This window comes from Nocardioides albus, assembly GCF_014648255.1.
Lineage (GTDB): Bacteria > Actinomycetota > Actinomycetes > Propionibacteriales > Nocardioidaceae > Nocardioides > Nocardioides albus.
Window position 1 is genome coordinate 1 of record NZ_BMQT01000012.1, and the last position, 15,816, is coordinate 15,816.

The 15,816-nt window shown below is 68.1% G+C and carries 20 protein-coding genes and 1 tRNA gene; 16 read left to right on the forward strand and 5 right to left on the reverse strand.

Going from position 1 to position 15,816, the window contains the following annotated elements; genetic code table 11:
• The coding region (locus IEY84_RS22370; protein ID WP_444544194.1) for a helix-turn-helix domain-containing protein at positions 1-384 on the reverse strand (384 nt) is incomplete at its 3' end.
• 185 nt (positions 385-569) lie between these two features.
• Here IEY84_RS22370 and IEY84_RS22375 point away from each other — a divergent pair.
• Complete coding sequence (locus IEY84_RS22375; RefSeq protein ID WP_183549999.1) at positions 570-746, forward strand: hypothetical protein; 177 nt, start codon at positions 570-572, stop codon at positions 744-746.
• Positions 747-1,477: 731 nt separating this feature from the next.
• Here the strand turns inward: IEY84_RS22375 and IEY84_RS22380 are convergent.
• The gene (locus tag IEY84_RS22380; RefSeq protein WP_183549997.1) at positions 1,478-2,308 is read right to left on the reverse strand and encodes a protein phosphatase 2C domain-containing protein; all 831 of its coding nucleotides are present in this window, start codon (positions 2,306-2,308) and stop codon (positions 1,478-1,480) included.
• A complete protein-coding gene (locus IEY84_RS22385) occupies positions 2,305-3,072 on the reverse strand; it encodes a GntR family transcriptional regulator (RefSeq protein WP_221209179.1) in 768 nt (255 codons plus the stop codon). Before IEY84_RS22385 ends, IEY84_RS22380 begins: the two co-directional genes overlap by 4 nt.
• Positions 3,073-3,168: 96 nt before the next feature.
• Between IEY84_RS22385 and IEY84_RS22390 the strand changes: the two genes are divergently transcribed.
• The 14 genes from IEY84_RS22390 (at position 3,169) to IEY84_RS22455 (ending at position 14,447) form a co-directional block, all read left to right on the forward strand.
• Positions 3,169-3,459: a DUF6284 family protein gene (locus IEY84_RS22390; protein ID WP_183550040.1), complete on the forward strand. Its 291-nt coding sequence runs from the start codon at positions 3,169-3,171 to the stop codon at positions 3,457-3,459.
• A gap of 21 nt (positions 3,460-3,480) precedes the next feature.
• Positions 3,481-3,693, forward strand: coding sequence for a hypothetical protein (locus IEY84_RS22395; RefSeq protein ID WP_183549994.1), 213 nt, complete (start codon positions 3,481-3,483; stop codon positions 3,691-3,693).
• Between the two features lie 103 nt (positions 3,694-3,796).
• Complete coding sequence (locus IEY84_RS22400; protein ID WP_183549991.1) at positions 3,797-4,069, forward strand: hypothetical protein; 273 nt, start codon at positions 3,797-3,799, stop codon at positions 4,067-4,069.
• 11 nt (positions 4,070-4,080) lie between these two features.
• On the forward strand, positions 4,081-4,983 hold the full coding sequence (locus IEY84_RS22405) for an NUDIX domain-containing protein (protein ID WP_183549988.1): 903 nt from the start codon (positions 4,081-4,083) through the stop codon (positions 4,981-4,983).
• A gap of 24 nt (positions 4,984-5,007) precedes the next feature.
• Complete coding sequence (locus tag IEY84_RS22410) at positions 5,008-5,211, forward strand: hypothetical protein (RefSeq protein ID WP_183549985.1); 204 nt, start codon at positions 5,008-5,010, stop codon at positions 5,209-5,211.
• Positions 5,212-5,237: 26 nt separating this feature from the next.
• Entirely contained in the window at positions 5,238-7,430 is a 2,193-nt protein-coding gene (locus tag IEY84_RS22415) for a cell division protein FtsK (RefSeq protein WP_183549982.1), read from the forward strand.
• Between the two features lie 148 nt (positions 7,431-7,578).
• Positions 7,579-7,887, forward strand: a complete 309-nt coding sequence (locus tag IEY84_RS22420; RefSeq protein ID WP_183549979.1) for a hypothetical protein — start codon at positions 7,579-7,581, stop codon at positions 7,885-7,887.
• Between the two features lie 112 nt (positions 7,888-7,999).
• On the forward strand, positions 8,000-9,031 hold the full coding sequence (locus tag IEY84_RS22425) for a hypothetical protein (protein ID WP_183549976.1): 1,032 nt from the start codon (positions 8,000-8,002) through the stop codon (positions 9,029-9,031).
• Complete coding sequence (locus IEY84_RS22430) at positions 9,031-9,318, forward strand: hypothetical protein (protein ID WP_183549973.1); 288 nt, start codon at positions 9,031-9,033, stop codon at positions 9,316-9,318. The genes IEY84_RS22425 and IEY84_RS22430 overlap by 1 nt, the downstream gene beginning before the upstream one ends.
• A complete protein-coding gene (locus IEY84_RS22435) occupies positions 9,302-10,333 on the forward strand; it encodes a bifunctional DNA primase/polymerase (RefSeq protein ID WP_183549970.1) in 1,032 nt (343 codons plus the stop codon). Before IEY84_RS22430 ends, IEY84_RS22435 begins: the two co-directional genes overlap by 17 nt.
• Entirely contained in the window at positions 10,330-11,469 is a 1,140-nt protein-coding gene (locus IEY84_RS22440; RefSeq protein ID WP_183549967.1) for a DNA cytosine methyltransferase, read from the forward strand. The genes IEY84_RS22435 and IEY84_RS22440 overlap by 4 nt, the downstream gene beginning before the upstream one ends.
• On the forward strand, positions 11,466-12,761 hold the full coding sequence (locus tag IEY84_RS22445) for a DUF3631 domain-containing protein (RefSeq protein WP_229788931.1): 1,296 nt from the start codon (positions 11,466-11,468) through the stop codon (positions 12,759-12,761). Before IEY84_RS22440 ends, IEY84_RS22445 begins: the two co-directional genes overlap by 4 nt.
• Before the next feature lie 319 nt (positions 12,762-13,080).
• Positions 13,081-13,320: a helix-turn-helix transcriptional regulator gene (locus tag IEY84_RS22450; RefSeq protein WP_183549965.1), complete on the forward strand. Its 240-nt coding sequence runs from the start codon at positions 13,081-13,083 to the stop codon at positions 13,318-13,320.
• A gap of 11 nt (positions 13,321-13,331) precedes the next feature.
• Positions 13,332-14,447, forward strand: a complete 1,116-nt coding sequence (locus tag IEY84_RS22455) for a tyrosine-type recombinase/integrase (protein WP_221209191.1) — start codon at positions 13,332-13,334, stop codon at positions 14,445-14,447.
• Between the two features lie 61 nt (positions 14,448-14,508).
• On the opposite strand, the gene IEY84_RS22460 is transcribed toward IEY84_RS22455, so the two are convergent.
• Positions 14,509-14,581 (reverse strand) — tRNA-Thr (locus IEY84_RS22460).
• 13 nt (positions 14,582-14,594) lie between these two features.
• On the reverse strand, positions 14,595-14,753 hold the full coding sequence (locus IEY84_RS22465; RefSeq protein ID WP_183549959.1) for a hypothetical protein: 159 nt from the start codon (positions 14,751-14,753) through the stop codon (positions 14,595-14,597).
• 129 nt (positions 14,754-14,882) lie between these two features.
• Between IEY84_RS22465 and IEY84_RS22470 the strand changes: the two genes are divergently transcribed.
• Entirely contained in the window at positions 14,883-15,809 is a 927-nt protein-coding gene (locus tag IEY84_RS22470; protein WP_183549956.1) for a LysR family transcriptional regulator, read from the forward strand.
• Positions 15,810-15,816 lie beyond the last annotated feature (7 nt).

A 15,816-nucleotide genomic window follows, 5' to 3' on the forward strand; every position in this document is an offset into this window, starting at 1 on the left:
CCGACGAGCGACACCGGCCTCCCGGAAGATCCGGGCCAACGACGCCGTGGACGGCACCTGTGCCAAGCCCATCGTCCGCATCTTCTCGTGCACGCTGATCGGCCCGTGGTCCAGGCCAGATGCCTCCAAAGCGGCACGTACCCCGATGGCCTGCTCCTTGACCTGCTCGCTCAGCTTCGACGGGCTCGACCGCGGACGACGTGACCGGGGCTCGAGGACGGCCGCCGGCCCCTCGACCAGGGCACGCTTGCGTAGCTCGTAGAACGACTTACGCGAGATGCCGTGCTCGAGGCAGAACGTCGAGACCGCACCGCGTGGGGCGTCTTCGGGCCACTGCGAGATCGCGAGACGGACACGGGGATCAATGAGTTCACGGCGAGGCACCGCCCGAGCATCACGGCCGAAGTGTCACCACCAAGACCACCAGACGTGTCACCAATGTCTTGATGCAGAACCGTCACCGATGTCCTGGGAGATGACAGTCGGTGTCGCCTCCCGCATGCCACCAGACTAGAACGCTTGTTCGATCAATGCGAGGTTGGGGCGTGCCTTCGACTTACCATCAGCCAGTGACCTACGTCCTGCGCTCCCGCGTACGCCCGCGACTGACCGACCCCGCCTTCAACGACCACGAGCCGCGCGAGCTGACCGCCAGTGCCGAGACCTACGAAGCCGCCCTTGAGCAACTGCGCGGCCAGGTGCCCGAAGGCTGGGTGCTACTCGGCATCGAGCGCTACGACGAGTAGTCAGGATCGGCTAGCCAAGCCCATGTGGTTTCGCGAATCTTGGTTCTTAACTTGGAACACTCAACCTTGTTGGGTTCGGGATTGGTATCGCAAGCCGTCTGGTCGAGGAACATGTTGTAGGCCTCTGAGTATCGACTGCTAGGGGGCCCCTCCGCCGGGCCAGGCTCGCGAGGCACAGAACTCGGGAGCGTCGTCAGAAGTAGCACCCGCACCCACTCGCCGTGCCGAGACTCGACGGTAGACATTGCGTTGTTGGCAACTCGGAACTCGTAGCGCGCGGCCTGGAGTTCTCCTAGGTATGAAACGGTGCACGTCCCGCTTTCGGTCCTCGGTTCGTCCGTTCCAGGTTTGCATTCTTCCGCTCGGGCAGCCTGAGCGACAGCCCACTTGTCGGCTTTGTCGAGGAAGTCGTCGTAGACGGGTCGGCGGAGGTCCTGGAATCGCAGATCGCGTTCCTCGGCAAATTCACGCGCCTGTTGCGCTCGTGTCTGTTCTCCTTGCGAGTGAACCGCCCAAAGCGTGAATAGGCCTGAAATCAGCGCCGCTGTTAGACCACCCACCAAGGCTGGTACTACTACCTCGTGGCTGGTTGAACGGGGCGCCTTTGTGGCCCCGTCAGGGGCAGATTTCTGCACACCCGATTCTAAGCCGCAATAGGACTGCGATGGACATGGTCCGATACGGCGAGCAGTCCACCGACTGAGCGGGGCCCAGCCCACGTCGCCAGGTAGCTAGTCGACCTGGGCGGCGGCGTGGTAGGCGTTCGTCGGGAATGTACATAGAACGGCGGTCGCGTCATCGTGGCGCTTGCCGCGGAACTTCCCGGTGCCGCTCTCGTCGACAGTGCGAACGTGTCCGATCAGTTCCCGAGGTCCTATCTCGAGGAGGCGCATCGTGTCGGCCCACTCCCCGCCGTGGCGCTCCACAAGCGTGGCGGCACCATCGGTGAGGAGTGCCGCCGTGCGGATCTGCTGGACCGGGCCGCCGTCGTTCAGGTCAAGGGTGCCTGTGACGGCCATGCTCCCGGCTTCCGGGCGCGTGCTGGCGACCCAGAATCCATCGGGGGAGTTCCTCAGCTTGCTGATACCCGCGACCGAGTAGTCCGGGAGGTGGTCGATCCTGTCGTCGGTGATCGCGGTAATCGTGCCGTCGTGTCGCTGGACCACGATTGGCGAGTCCGCCAGGACCAGGTAGTCGATCTCCTGCCGCCGCCTGCGAAGGATTGCGACGGTGCTCGACGGGCTGTTCGGGTTGGACAGGTCGCAGGTGCCCGCGTGGGCACCGTTCACGCCCTCGATTGCCTGCGTGAGGATGTCGCCGAGGCTGTCGTTCGACGTCGTGAGCAGCGCGAGCAGTTGTCCCGCGAGAGTGCGGACCAGCCACGGCACGTCGTGGATGCATCCGGTGTCGAGGCCCTTCACGGGTGACGCGCCATCGAGGACCACTGCGAAGTTCTGACCGATGAGGACAAAGTCTTCGTTGACCGCGTGGTCTGGCGACGCCTCGGAGTAAGACCGTGCGTCTAGACCGAATGCATCTGGGCTGGTGTTGGTGTTGGTCACGCTGGTGCCTCGAATTCGTAAGCGAAGGTGTGACGGTCTCCCGCCAGGACGGACCGGAAGACCTCGACGGGTCCGGCCTCGCTGAAGGCGATGCGGTGCAGTTCCACGACTGTTGTGCCCCTCGACAGGCGGAGTGCACTTACTTCCTCCGGCGTCGGCTGCCGCGAGGCGAGTTCCTCACGGAACCTCGTCAGCTTGTGGCCGCGCTCCTCTAGGCGCGCGTATCCCCCTCCCGGGCCGGTGTCTTCCTGCATGATTGCGGTGCCCTCGACCACCTCCAGGCGGTAGTAACTGTCCCCGAGTTGGGTGGGTACCCCCTCCAGCAGCGTCCGACGCCGCCGTGCGAAGACTTCGGTGCCGGCGGGGATGTCGAACCACTCGGCTACCCAGGCTGGTGCGGGCACGGTTTCGAGCGCGAGGATCTCCTGACTCCAGGTCAGGCCAGCCGTCTCCGCCTCAGCCTGGAATGGAGCCTTGCCACCGTCCCGGACTGCGCGGGAGTAGCGATCTGACCCGAGACGGATCATCGGTGGAAGCCGCCGCACGAAGGCGCCAGCACCCTTGCGGGTTTCTACGAGGCCCTCTCCTTTCAGGGCGTCGATTGCGTTCCTCGCGGTCTGGTACGCGACGCCGTACGTCTCCATGAGCTGCGACGTAGACGGCACACGGTCGCCCGGAGCGAGGTCGCCGGAACGGATCACCGCGCGCAGCTGGTCCGCGATCTGCTGCGCGGGTGACTTCGGGTCTGACTGATCGATGGCCACTCTGAAACTTTCTCACACATATCTAGTCAGGTGAGCAACGACCGTGCTACGGTCCACCTATCCACCTAACTAGATAGGTGGCAACGAGGAGGTCAGATGAACCGCAACGAGCCACACACTCGGTCTGCCGCCGAGGAGCCGACCCAAGGCGACCTCGCCGCCATTGAGGCCGAGTGGCCGCAGATCGCCGCCGAGCGCGACCTGGTCGACGCCGAATGCCGTCTGCTCGCCGACCCGGCCGACGCGCTCGCCAAGCGGGCGCACCGCCGTGCGGTGAGCGCGTTGCTGCTCCTGATGGTTCAGCAGGTCAACCACGACGCGGGCAAGGCCGCGCCTGTCTACATGCTCACCAACTTTGGCCCGGCCGACCCGGCCGAGGCCGCCTGATTCTCGGGAAGGAATCTCGTCATGGTTACTGCACCTCTCGTCCTCATCCTGGGCGTCATCGCCTTCTTCATGACCAAGGGCACCGCGTCGACCATCGCGGCCACCATCGTGAACATCCTGTTCGGGATCGCGTTGGCTTCCACGCTCATCGGACCGCCGATGATCCAGGGCCTGGAGGCCGGGTCGAACGCCGTTGTCCAGGGCATCTCCGACGCCATCAAGGCGGGTATCTGATGGCTACCGCGCTCCTGATCCTCGGCTGCGTCGTGCTGATCGCCGAGTGGATCCATTCAGTCCTCACGCGGGACAAGGCCGACGACCTCTCCGAGGAGCAGCAGTGACGAACGCCGACGAGAGCACCGACCAGGACGGACCTGACCAGCTGACGCTGTGGCGGCTCCGGACCAGCCAGCCGGGCCTGATCCACATCCAGGACGAGGCCACCGCCGCCGGAATCACCACCCTGTGCGGCTTCCAGATCCCGGCCACCGCCCACGCCATGTCCAGCCGCCAACCAGCCGACCGGGCCCGGAGCCCGTACGCGCCGATGTGTGCGGCCTGCCTGGCCGCGCTGGACCACATCCGCAAGACCAACCCGAACCAGATCTGAGGAGACCCACCATGAACCAGCAGAACGACATCTTCGTGAGCATCAACAACGGCGTGGTCGGCATCGTGGCCGCGACCGTCAGCAACGAGTCCGTCGTGTTCGTCAACAGCCGCCGCGTCTCCGCTGCGCCGCTGACCCGGATCACCCTCCACTGGGCCTCTGGCAAGACCAAGACGTTCACCACCACCGACGCCGAGGAGATCGAGGCGTGGCTGGAGCACGACACCGCCAACTCCCGTATCACCCGAGTTGAGATCAGCCGAGTCGAGGAGGAGTCGACCACGGGCCACAACGTCAAGGGCGATGAGGAGCTGCGCGGCGAGGACCCGCACGCCATCGACTGGACCGAGCGCCAGGCCCGCTCCGCCGTGCCGTTCGAGGTCGTTGACGGTCTCCCGATCAACCCGCGCCCCCGCCCCGACCTCAAGCCGGGCAAGGGCGACCTGTGGCACTGGGGCGAGGGCGTGTGCAGCGACGCGATCGTCTTCAACCTCAACCCGTTCACCGAGGAGCGTCACCTGCTCCTGATCAAGCGCGGTGACGGCCACGGCTGGGCGCTGCCCGGCGGTGGCCTGGACGAGGGCGAGACCGCCGAGGGCGGATGCTCCCGCGAACTGGAGGAGGAGACCGGTTTCCGGCTGCACCCCGGCGTGTTCGACATGCTCCCGGCCCGGGTCGTTGACGATCCCCGCGCCGGAGAGAACGCCTGGATGGTCACCATCCCGGGCATCGTCACGCTCATCAACTCCCCGCTCCCGGCCGTCAGCGGACAGGACGACGCCGACGAGGCCGCCTGGCTCCCCGCCGGTTCCTGGGACGAGCTGCAGGCCGCGATCGCAGAGCGTGGCGGTGTGGTCTTCCCCGCCCACGTCGACCTGCTCCAGGAGGCGCTGAGCCTGCTGGACCAGCACTGATCGAGACCGGAGATCCCCCACGCCATGTCTGAGGGCCCGTGCCAGACGTGCGAGCAGACCCGCCGTGAGCTGCAAGTGATGCAGGAACGGTTCGGGCTGCTGGTCCGGGGCCTGGCCGCCGTCCTCGCCCTGCTCGATGCCGAACAGATCGAACCGTCCATGGCTAAGCGCCGACTCCTCGCGATCGTGCATCACCGCCTCACCCACCTCATGACCCAGACCCGATGACCCAGACCAACGGAAGGACCCCGACGATGACTGACTACTACCCCACGAACGGGACCGCACCGGACAGCCCGGCCGCCCTGTTCGACAACCGGATCGGCCTGGCCGAGGCCGACCAGGCCGACTACGAGGACGCTGAGCGAATCGACGTGTTCGAGGGCGAAGTTCTCGCCGTGGTCGACCACGTCGACACCACGACGCCGTTCTCTGGGAGCGACCAGGGCGAGGCCGAGACCGACGCGGCCGAGTCGGGTGAGCCCGAGGATGTGACCTCGACGTTCTCCTGGGCTGCACCGGATCGGGTGGCCGGTGAGCGTGTTCCGATCATCCCGCCGTGGCTGCGCTCTCGCGAGGCCCGCAAGGCCGCCGCACGTCAGGCCCTGTCGGCTGCTGGCTACCACACCGCGTTCCACGCCGTACGGAGCCCGTTCTACACCGTGAAGACGATGCACTACTCCGTTGTGGGTGCTGGCCGGGTAACGGGGAAGGTCACCCGGTGGGTGCGTGCCGAGGAGGGCAACTACGAGCTGCGTCAGAAGGCCGCTGAGACAAACGACGCCTACACCTGGCAGGCGCTCAACAAGATCCGCGAGCGTGAGTCCCGGGGCCGCATGTGGGGCCTGGCGATCGCCACCGCCGCAACGCTCATCGTCGTGGCCATCCTGGCCGTGACCGGCCTGCTCGCGCCCGTTCTGTGGGCCGCCCTGGCGGCGCTGATCGTGGTCACCGTCCGCGCTGGCCGCCCGGCCGACAAGCCGATCCTGGGCCGTGTCGCGACAGGTCGCCGGTTCACCAAGCTGACCGGTGACCTGGTCCGCAACTCCCTGGTCTCGCTGGCCGTACGCGGCATCACCGCGCCGGAGCAGATCGAGTTCTGTCACCCCGGCATCCACCGTGACGGGCCCGGCTGGCTCGCCCGCGTGAACCTGCCCGAGGGTGTCACCGCGGTGAAGGTGCTAGAGCGCCGCGACGGCCTGGCCTCGGCGCTGCGGATCCCGGTCGACCAGGTGTGGCCGGCGGCCGGGCCCGACCACCCTGGCCAGCTCGACCTGTGGGTGGGCTACCACCCCGCCTCCGAGATGGGACAGCCTGCATGGTCGCTGGCCGCCGAGAACGCGCGTACGTCGTTCTTCGAGCCTGCCGAGTTCAGCAGCGACGAGCGCTCCCGCCCGATCGATACGACGCTGTTCCAGCGCTCTTACCTGATCGGTGGCCAGCCCGGTTCGGGTAAGTCCTATGCCGCCCGTGCGCTGATCGCGATCGCGATGCTGGACCCGACCTGTGAGCTGAAGATTGCTGAGTTCAAGGGAACCGGTGACTTCCTCGACCTCGAGCCCCTGTGCTCGACCTACGTCGTGGGTGTCGATGATGAAGCGCTGGACCAGGGCGCTGCGATCGGCCGGTGGCTGGTGGTCGAGGCTGAGAAGCGCGGAAAGCGGATCCTCGCCGCCCGCAAGCGCGGAGAGGCCCCTCAGGGCAAGGTCACCCCCGAGCTGGCTGCTAAGCCCGGGTCCGGTCTGCACCCGGTGTGCGTGCTCATCGATGAGGCCCACGAGCTGTTCCTGTACTCCCCAGACGCCGCCTCCGACTTCGAACGCGCCATCAAGCGCCTGCGTGCTCTCGGTATCTGCGTCATCCTCGCGACCCAGATCCCTGACAAGGCGTCCCTGCCCCCGGGCATCACTCGCTGTGTCACCAACCGCTGGTGCCTCTCGGTCGCTGGTCAGGTCGAGAACGACATGATCCTCGGCACCGGCGCCTACAAGCGCGGTCTGACCGGGACCGTCTACCGGCCTGTGTTCGACGCCGGGTGGGGCTGCATGACCGGTGGCGCGTCCCCGGTCGCCGCCCGCTCGCAGTTCCCCGCCGATGAGGTCTGGGACTCGATGGTTGCCCGGGCTACCTCGCTGCGCGGTGGCGTTGCGGTGGGTGCGCCGATCGAGACCGCCCCGGCCCGTGACCTGCTCGCCGACCTGACCGAGGTCGCCGCGCCCAACGGGCAGCACTGGGACACCGCCGCCGAGGCGCTCACCGAGACCTGGCCCGACGCCTACACCCACCTCTCGGCCGCCGCCCTGTCTGACATGGCACGCACCGCTGGCCTGTCCTCGGTCGACGTGAAGATCGCGGGTGCCGTTCGCAAGGGCTACCGCCGCGCCGACCTCAACAAACTCCGCGCCGCTCGCGAGGAGGCCCAGACCGACACCCAGAAGGAGGGGTAGCGGAGGAGGTAGCGGACCACCACCCGGTAGCGACCTCGCTACCCACCCCGCTACCACCAATTCCCAGCCTGACCAGCACAGACGTTCGAAGGTAGCGGGTAGCGACCCTCCCCGAGACCACCAGAAACCAGCCCAGGAGACAGATTCCATGACACCGCTCACCGTCGCTACCCTCGCGACCGCCGTGCTCATCACGCTGGCCACTGGGATCTACGCCACCCTGTGCCGCGAGCTGCCGTTCAAGCCGTGCCGCCGCTGCCAGGGCACCGGCTCACGCACCACCGGCACCGTCTTCCGCAAGCTCCGCGCCTGCCGCACCTGCCGAGGCACCGGCACCCGCCTCCGGACCGGGCGCGCGCTCTACAACCACGCCCGCCGCATCCACACCGAGGCCACCACCACGACCATGCCGCCCCAGCGCGACCCGAAGCAGCCGCCGCACCGCCCCGGCTGGTAACCGCCTCTCACCCTCGCACGGGCCCAACGGGCCCAGGTCCCTACCCGACCCATGCCTAAACACCCCTTCTGACCAGCACAAACAGCCACAAGCCACAGGAAAGAGACTCGCCATGAACACCGCTTCTGCTCCCCGCTCCGGCCGCCCCTCCGGCCTCGCTGCTGTCGGCTACGGCATGACGTTCGTCGGCTTCGTCCAGGTCGCCGTGACCATCGCTCCCCAGGTCGCCGAGATGATCCCCGCCGCTGGCAGCGCCGCTCCGGCTGTCGGCGTGGCCGTCGCCCTGGCCGCCGACGTCGTGTGGGCCGCTCTCGGTCACACCACGATCCAGGCCTACAAGTCCGGCCAGCGAGCCGCCGCGTACGGCTTCGGTGCCGCTACGGCGGTCGCTGTGGCCGTCTCCACGGTCCTGCTCGCCGCTGTCGGGCACATGGGCCCCTGGTCCGCGATTCCGGCGCTCGCCGCGCTGCTGCTGGTCGCGGACGGGATCCGTGACCAGGTCACCGTGTCGGCCGAGACTGCCGAGATCATCCGGGCCCGTACCGCCGAGATCCGCGACCAGCGCGCCCTCGCGACGATCGAGGCCCGCCACGAGGCCCACATGGAGACCATCACCGGCTACCGCGAGTCCGCCCGCCTCGCCGCCCGCACGCACGCCCTGGCCGAGATCAAGGTGACCGTCGAGCGCGCCGAGAACAAGGCCGCCCGGCGACTCACCACGTCCGCCGAGAGGCACGCCGCCGGGGCGGTCGCCTACCGCGAGCTGATCGGTCACCAGTCGACCCCCGCCCCTGACACCACCCCTGACATCGAGGGTGACGCCGACCCCGACACCGACCCCGACAATCAGCCCGACAACGAGCCCAACGCGATCGCCGTTCCCGCTGCCTCTGTCACCCCCATGCCCGCGCTGACTGTCATCCCCGACATGCCGGACGCCGAGGACGACGACGCCGAGGACCGCCCCGGCCTGTGTGCCGTCTGCGATGAGGCACTGAGCGAGGACGACGACCAGGTGCACGCCGCTTGTGCTGCCGTCGAGCTGCGGGCGTACGGGATGCCCGTGCGCGAGGTCGCCGGGCTGCTGAAGGTTGCTGACCGGACCGTCCAGCGCTGGACCAACAGCAAGGCCGCGGATGCCTGATGAGCCGCCCACGCCGTGAACGTCGCCGCTACGTGCAGCGCCGCCCTCACTGGTGGCGCGACCTGATCACCAGCGAGTTCTACCTCGCCACCCACGCCTGGGAGCTCGACGCAGAGGCCGAATCCCTGGGCTACCCAACCGAACTCGAGCAGTACGCCGCCGCCCGCCCGAGGCCCACCTTGAAGGGCTTCATGGTCGCCAACGCTCGCCCCGACCGCCACGAACCCGACCAGCACGAGACCGAGCACGACACCGAGGAAGGACAGACCGATGACGCAGCAGCCTGACACCCTCACCAACACCCGCCCGGACGCCCTCCACATCGCCCTGGACTACGCCGCCCGTGGCTGGCGAGTCTTCCCCCTCCTGCCCGACTCCAAGCGGCCCGCCACCCCTGGCCACCGGGCCGCCGACTGCGACGCCACCGATCCCTGGTGCCGCACCGGTCACGCCGGGTGGGAGCAGCGCGCCACCAACCGGCCCGACTGGATCACCCGAGCCTGGTCCAGCAACCCCGCCTACGGGATCGGGATCGCCTGTGGCCCCTCGCGGCTGGTCGTGGTCGACCTCGACACCCACAAGCCCGGCTCCGAGATCCCCGAGCCCTGGCACCGCTTCGGCATCACCACAGGTGAGGACGTGCTCGACCACCTCGCCGGAGCCCACGGCGGCACCATCACGCCCACCTACACCGTGCGCACCGTCTCCGGCGGAACCCACCTCTACTACCAAGCGCCCGACACCACCCGCCGGTTCACCAACACCGCCGGAAAGGTCGGCTGGCTGATCGATACCCGCGCCCACGGTGGCTACGTCGCCGCACCCCCAACCACCATCGGCACGAGCGCCTACACCGTGGTGGACGACCGCCCGCCGGCACCGCTGCCGCTGTTCCTGCTCGACCTCCTCGGCCGCGACCAGCGCCCGGCACTCAGCACCGCACAGAACGGCCCTCAGCGGCTCTCTAACCGGCCGGCGCGGTCGGTTGGGTCTGGCGAGTCCGTCAGGGACCAGGACGCGTACGTGGACCGGGTCTTCGACATCGCGATCAATGGCGATGTAGCGCGCGGTGTCGCGGGCCTCCTGGACGCGACCGAAGGCGGCCGAAACGCCGCGCTCTACGTCGCGGCCGCCACCGTCGGCAAGCTGGTCACGCGCGGCCTGATCACCGAGTACGTCGCCGTCGACCGGCTCATGACCGCCGCCGCGGGCCACATCGCCGCAGGTGCCTACACGCACTACGAGGCCGAAAGCACGATCCTCTCCGGCTTCCGCCGGGCCGCCACTCGGAGCGCCGCATGAGCACCCAGATCCAGCACGACGGCCCCGACGCCCTCGATGACTTCGCCGGACCTGGTGGATGGGACGAGGGTGCCCGCCTGATCGGGCTGCGCCTGTTCGGCGTCGACCACGACAAGGCCGCCTGCCAGACCGCGACCGTCGCCGGGCACGCACGAGAGACCGCCGATGTCACCACCCACCCCAGCCCCGACTGGGCACGTGGACGCGGGCACGTCTCCTCGCCCTCGTGCACCCTGTTCTCAGCCACCGGAACCGGCGTGGGTCTCCTGGTTCTCGACATCCTCGCCGACGGCATCCGCGACATCCTGCGCGGCCACGACCCGGCCACCGTCCGAGACCGCACCCGGGCCGCGATCTTCCCCGTCGCTCTGACCCAGGCCCAGCGCACCAACGCCAAGCGCATGACACCGTGGGAGCCGGAGAAGGTCGCCGAGAAGGCCCGCCTCGACGCCAAGATCGCCGCGCTCGTACTGGAGCCCGCCCGGCGGATCGCGGAGCTCGAACCCGAGTGGGTAGCGCTGGAGCAGGTGCCCGACGTACTGCCGCTGTGGCAGGTCTACAAGCACGAGCTCCGCGCCCAGGGCTGGTCCTGCTTCGCCCTGGTCCTCAACGCCGCCGATTACGGCGTTGCCCAGACCCGACGTCGCGCGATCCTCGGCGCTCACCGCACCCGCACTATCGCCCCGCCGAGGCCGACGCACGCTGAGCATCCGCAAGACGCCGATCTGTTCGGCGACCGGCTCGCCGGGTGGGTCTCGATGGCTGAGGCGCTGGCGTGGGACGCACAGTCCGAGAAGCGCCGCAGCGGTTCCCGGTGGGTCTTCGAGCGGCCCGCAACCACGATCGTCGGGAGCTTCAAGCCCGAGGTCGTCGCCGCGCCCGGCTATCGCACCCAGGAGAGCCGACAGAACGCACCCGGCTCCGTGACGGTCTCTGTCGCCGAGGCCGGAGTCCTCCAGTCCTTCCGGGCCGACTTCCCGTGGCGTGGCAGCAAGTCCAAGCAATACGAGCAGGTCGGCAACGCCATCCCGCCCCTGCTCGCCGCCCACGTCCTCGCCGCCGTCACCGGCCGCACACCACCCAGCGGTGAAGCCGTCCAAGCCCTCACCGCGACACAGACCGAGGCCGCCGCATGAGCACCGGCCAACCAGATCGACCCGACCAGCCCGCACCCGACCCGGAGGAGACCACCATGGACACCGAGAACCTGCCCAACGCCTACCCCCTCGCCGACCAGGAACAGGGCAACGGCGGCGACGCGCTCACCCCTGCCGACTTCGACGCGAACGCCGGAGAGCTGCTGCTCAACGAAGTCCGCGAGGCCCTCACCCGGTTCGTCATCTTGCCCGACGAACACTCAACCACCGGAGTCGTGCTCTGGATCGCTGCCACCCACGCCGTGCCCGCCTGGGCCCACGCCGCCCGCCTGGTCATCCGCGCACCCGAGAAGCGCTGTGGCAAGTCTCGGCTCCTCGACCTGGTCGAGGCCACGTGCCATGACCCGCTGCTCACCGTCAACGCCTCACCCTCGGCCGTGTACCGCTCGATCGGGATGAAGCGGAAGAACCCGCCCACCATCCTCCTTGACGAGGCCGACACCATCTTCGGACCCAAGGCCGGAGAGAACGAGGACCTGCGCGGCCTGCTCAACGCCGGACACCAGCGCAACCGCCCCGCCCTGCGCTACAACGCGTCTACCTCCAGCGTGGAGAAGATCCAGACCTTCGCCATGGCGGCCCTCGCCGGGATCGGCGCGATGCCCGACACCATCGAGGACCGCGCCGTGGTCATCCGGATGCGCCGCCGCGCACCAGGTGAGGCTGTCGCCCCGCTCCGAACCCGCCGCGATGGTCCAGCCCTCGACAACCTCCGCAACCGGCTGAACCAATGGGTCAGGGCCCACCTCGAACACCTCGGCACCGCCACCCCCGACATGCCTGTCGAGGACCGCGCCGCCGACACCTGGGAACCCCTCCTCGCCATCGCCGACCTCGCCGGAGGCCCCTGGCCCGACCTCGCCCGCGAAGCCTGCATCACGCTGACCGAGACCCGCGACGCCAACGCACAGACCACCCTGCAAACCCGTCTCCTGACCGACTGCCGCGCCGCGTTCGGCGACGCCGAGGCACTGCCCACCACCGTCCTCCTCGAACGGCTCCACGCGGACCCTGAGGCCCCGTGGGCGACCTACCAGAACAACGGGCTCACCGCGATGAAGCTCGGATTCCTGCTCCGAGACTTCGACATCCGCTCCGACACCATCCGGTTCGCGGGCAGTCAGGCAAAGGGCTACCGCCGCACCACGTTCGCCGATGCCTGGGCCCGCTACTGCGCCACCCCCACAACCTGCGCCGTCTGCCACCAGCCTCTGACCCACGACGACGGCACCCACACCCACCCGACGTGCGATCCCGAGGCCCGCCGATGACGACAGCGACGACGGTTCTAGGCCACCAAGCCGTACCAGCCGTACCAGCCGTACCAAGACGACGTTTCCCCAGGTCAGACACCGATTTCAGGTGGTACGGCTCGAAAAATCGGCCCGTACCAAAGCCGTACCAAAATCCCCAAGCCGTACCAGCCGTACCAAAGCCGTACCACCCCAAAACAGCATCTGACCAGCCCAAACACGCCGTTGGTACGGCTGGTACGGCTGGTACGGCTTACCCCCTCCCAACCTGCCGCCTACAGCTCGCCAACCACGACGGATCACACACTCACTCGACCTGTGCATCGGAGGCCAAGCGATGAGCAAACACACCCGCCGCGACCACCTGACCGTCGCTGATTCGCATGAAGAGATCACCGACGCTCTCCCGATCCTTTGGACATCGCGGGAGGTGGCGGAAGCCCTGAAGGTCACCCCCTCGACCCTCTGCCGTTGGCGAGCGACCGGCAAGGGCCCACGGGTCTACTGGCTTTCCCCCGACTCCCCCCGCTACCGCCGTAGTGACGTCCTGGCCTGGCTTGAGGAGGTGGCCGCGTGAACGTCCGAAAGATGCCGAACGGCCGATGGCAGGCCCGCCTGAAGCAGGGTCGCACCGACATCGGAACGAAGATGTTCGACACGCGTCGCGAGGCTGTCGACTGGCTCACCCGCGAGCGTGCGGCGCTCGCGGGTGGGTTCGACCGTCGCGCCGGACAGGTGACCGTACGCAAGGCGCTGCCGATGTGGCTGGAGGAGCGCAAGACCACCGTCGCCCCCAAGACGTACGTTGCCGACGCGGCCGTCGTGCGACTGACACCGACATCACTCGCGGCCCTTCAGATCGGCAGCGTCACCGAACGCGAGGTCTCACGCGCGCTGGTGTCCCTCCGCCGTCGCGGGCTCGCCGAGAAGTCGGTCAAGCGATACCGCGCCTCGCTGGCGTCATTCTTCGCCTGGGCAGTGCGCGAGCGCATGGTCCAGCACAACCCTGTAACCCCAACCCGAGTCCCCAAGGCGAGCGAGGTCGCGACGGAGATGCAGCCGTTCAGCGAGGCCGAGTTGGAAACGCTCGTCGCTGACGCCGCGCAGCTCTCCTCCCGTGATTCGGTGAGCCTGATCCGCGCGACAGACAGGGCCCGCGACCTAGCGCGGCTCGCGGACATTCTGTTGATCGCGGGATGGACCGGGCTTCGGTGGTCTGAGCTGCGCGAGGTGAGGGTTAGCGACATCGCGCTGCAGCCGATTCCGGGCATCTACGTGCGTCGCGCCGCACCTGAAGGAGGCGAGGCGAAACGGACCAAGTCGGGTAAGTCGAGGTTCGTCCCGCTTGCCGATCGGATACTCCCAACAGTCATGGCGCTCATGGCCGGGCGCACGAGCCGAGACCTGGTCTTCGTGACCGCCACCGGTCATCGGCTGCATGTGAGTGCCGTCAAGCGCGCCGTCGATTGGGAGCTGATCTCCCACGGCCGGCGGATCCACGATCTGCGCCACACTGCTGCCTGCCTGTGGCTCGCAAAGGGCGTCCCCGCGACGACGGTGCAGGCCTGGATGGGGCATGCCTCGATCGCCACGACGAACATCTACTTGCACCACCTCGGGACGGTCGCTGACGAGACCGGATTGGCCCGTCTGAACGGCTCGGGGGGAATCCGGGGGGAATCTTCACCGAAACGGCAGCGCTAGACAAGAAGAACCCCCGTCTTTCCTGCCGCGTTCGCGCTGGTCAGACGGGGGTTTCTGTCGGAGCCGCCTGTCGGAATCGAACCGACGACCTTCTCATTACGAGTGAGACGCTCTACCGACTGAGCTAAGGCGGCGTACCGTCATCCGTTACCGCATGTAGCGGGTCTGGTTGAGCGGACCGGAAGAGTGTACCGAGACTGCGCGCTCGACACTAAAACGGTGCGCCTCGACCTGCTCCTCGATGGTCATGCGGGTGGGCTTGCCCTTGCCGATGAGGCGGCCCAAGCGGCGTACGCCGTGCTTCATTGTTTGTTCTGCTCCCCTGTGAACATGGATCTGCCACCGACTGCGGACACAGTGGTGGTGATTCAAGGATGACCTCTGGCGACTCATAGAGGTAGACGATCTTTCCTTTAAAAGACATAGGATGTCTCTATGTTGTCGCTGCACCAGCTCCGCGTGTTCCTCGCGGTCTACGAGCATGGCTCGCTGACCGCGGCGGCCGAGGAGCTCGGCTATGCGCAGCCGTCGATCTCCGAGCAGGTCAGGAGCCTGGAGCGTACGCTGGGCGTCCAGCTCTTCCGACGCGTCGGGCGAGGAGTGGTGCCGACCGGGGTCGCCGACGAGCTGCGGCCGCACGCGGAGCGTACGGTCGCGGCTGCCGAGGACGCGCGCAAGGCCGTGCAGGCGGTGAAACAGTTCGAGACCGGAACGATCCGGTTCGGGATGTTCGGGATCGCGCGGCTCTACGGCGGCGCCGGACTGGTGGCCGACGTGCTCGACCGGTATCCGGGCGTGCGCGTCGAGCTGATCGGGCAGAACTCCACCGAGGTCCAGGAGGACCTGCGGCGCGGGCGGCTCGAAGCGGCGATGCTGCTCGTCGGCAGCGTCTCCGGTCCGGGGCTGAAGGTCACCCCTGTGGCTCGCGACGAGCTCGTCTACATCTCGGCCGACCCCGCCCACCTGGCCACACCGGTCACCGCGCACCGGCTCTCGCTGGCCACGCTGGTCATGTCCGACACGAGCTGGAGCTCCGAGGACCCCACCCGGGTCACCATCCGCAACCTGCTCCACGAGACCGGACGCAACCCGCCCAGCCGGGTCGAGGTCGAGGACATCGAGACGGCGGTCGAGCTGGTGGGGATGGGGTACGCCGACAGCGTCATCGCGAAGGGAGCAGCCGAGCAGCTGCTCCCCCGGCTGGCGCCGAAGGCCGGCTGGGTGTCGCTGCGACCCCGGACGTACGACACCTTCGCCATCGTCCATCGCACCGACGCCACCCTCTCCCCCGCCGCCACGCTGATGATCGAGCTGGCCACGAAACGGATCCGGGCGATCGCGGACCCCGTTCATCGGCGCTAGCTTTCCT

What these genes read in the sequence shown, in the direction of transcription:
- IEY84_RS22395 (WP_183549994.1), top strand. Translation starts at nt 3,481, where the DNA reads ATGGTTACTGCACCTCTCGTCCTCATCCTGGGCGTCATCGCCTTCTTC.
- IEY84_RS22445 (WP_229788931.1), top strand. Translation starts at nt 11,466, where the DNA reads ATGAGCACCGGCCAACCAGATCGACCCGACCAGCCCGCACCCGACCCG.
- IEY84_RS22415 (WP_183549982.1), top strand. Translation starts at nt 5,238, where the DNA reads ATGACTGACTACTACCCCACGAACGGGACCGCACCGGACAGCCCGGCC.
- IEY84_RS22410 (WP_183549985.1), top strand. Translation starts at nt 5,008, where the DNA reads ATGTCTGAGGGCCCGTGCCAGACGTGCGAGCAGACCCGCCGTGAGCTG.
- IEY84_RS22425 (WP_183549976.1), top strand. Translation starts at nt 8,000, where the DNA reads ATGAACACCGCTTCTGCTCCCCGCTCCGGCCGCCCCTCCGGCCTCGCT.
- IEY84_RS22430 (WP_183549973.1), top strand. Translation starts at nt 9,031, where the DNA reads ATGAGCCGCCCACGCCGTGAACGTCGCCGCTACGTGCAGCGCCGCCCT.
- IEY84_RS22420 (WP_183549979.1), top strand. Translation starts at nt 7,579, where the DNA reads ATGACACCGCTCACCGTCGCTACCCTCGCGACCGCCGTGCTCATCACG.
- IEY84_RS22465 (WP_183549959.1), bottom strand. Translation starts at nt 14,753, where the DNA reads ATGAAGCACGGCGTACGCCGCTTGGGCCGCCTCATCGGCAAGGGCAAG.
- IEY84_RS22440 (WP_183549967.1), top strand. Translation starts at nt 10,330, where the DNA reads ATGAGCACCCAGATCCAGCACGACGGCCCCGACGCCCTCGATGACTTC.
- IEY84_RS22405 (WP_183549988.1), top strand. Translation starts at nt 4,081, where the DNA reads ATGAACCAGCAGAACGACATCTTCGTGAGCATCAACAACGGCGTGGTC.
- IEY84_RS22455 (WP_221209191.1), top strand. Translation starts at nt 13,332, where the DNA reads ATGCCGAACGGCCGATGGCAGGCCCGCCTGAAGCAGGGTCGCACCGAC.
- IEY84_RS22390 (WP_183550040.1), top strand. Translation starts at nt 3,169, where the DNA reads ATGAACCGCAACGAGCCACACACTCGGTCTGCCGCCGAGGAGCCGACC.
- IEY84_RS22435 (WP_183549970.1), top strand. Translation starts at nt 9,302, where the DNA reads ATGACGCAGCAGCCTGACACCCTCACCAACACCCGCCCGGACGCCCTC.
- IEY84_RS22470 (WP_183549956.1), top strand. Translation starts at nt 14,883, where the DNA reads ATGTTGTCGCTGCACCAGCTCCGCGTGTTCCTCGCGGTCTACGAGCAT.
- IEY84_RS22450 (WP_183549965.1), top strand. Translation starts at nt 13,081, where the DNA reads ATGAGCAAACACACCCGCCGCGACCACCTGACCGTCGCTGATTCGCAT.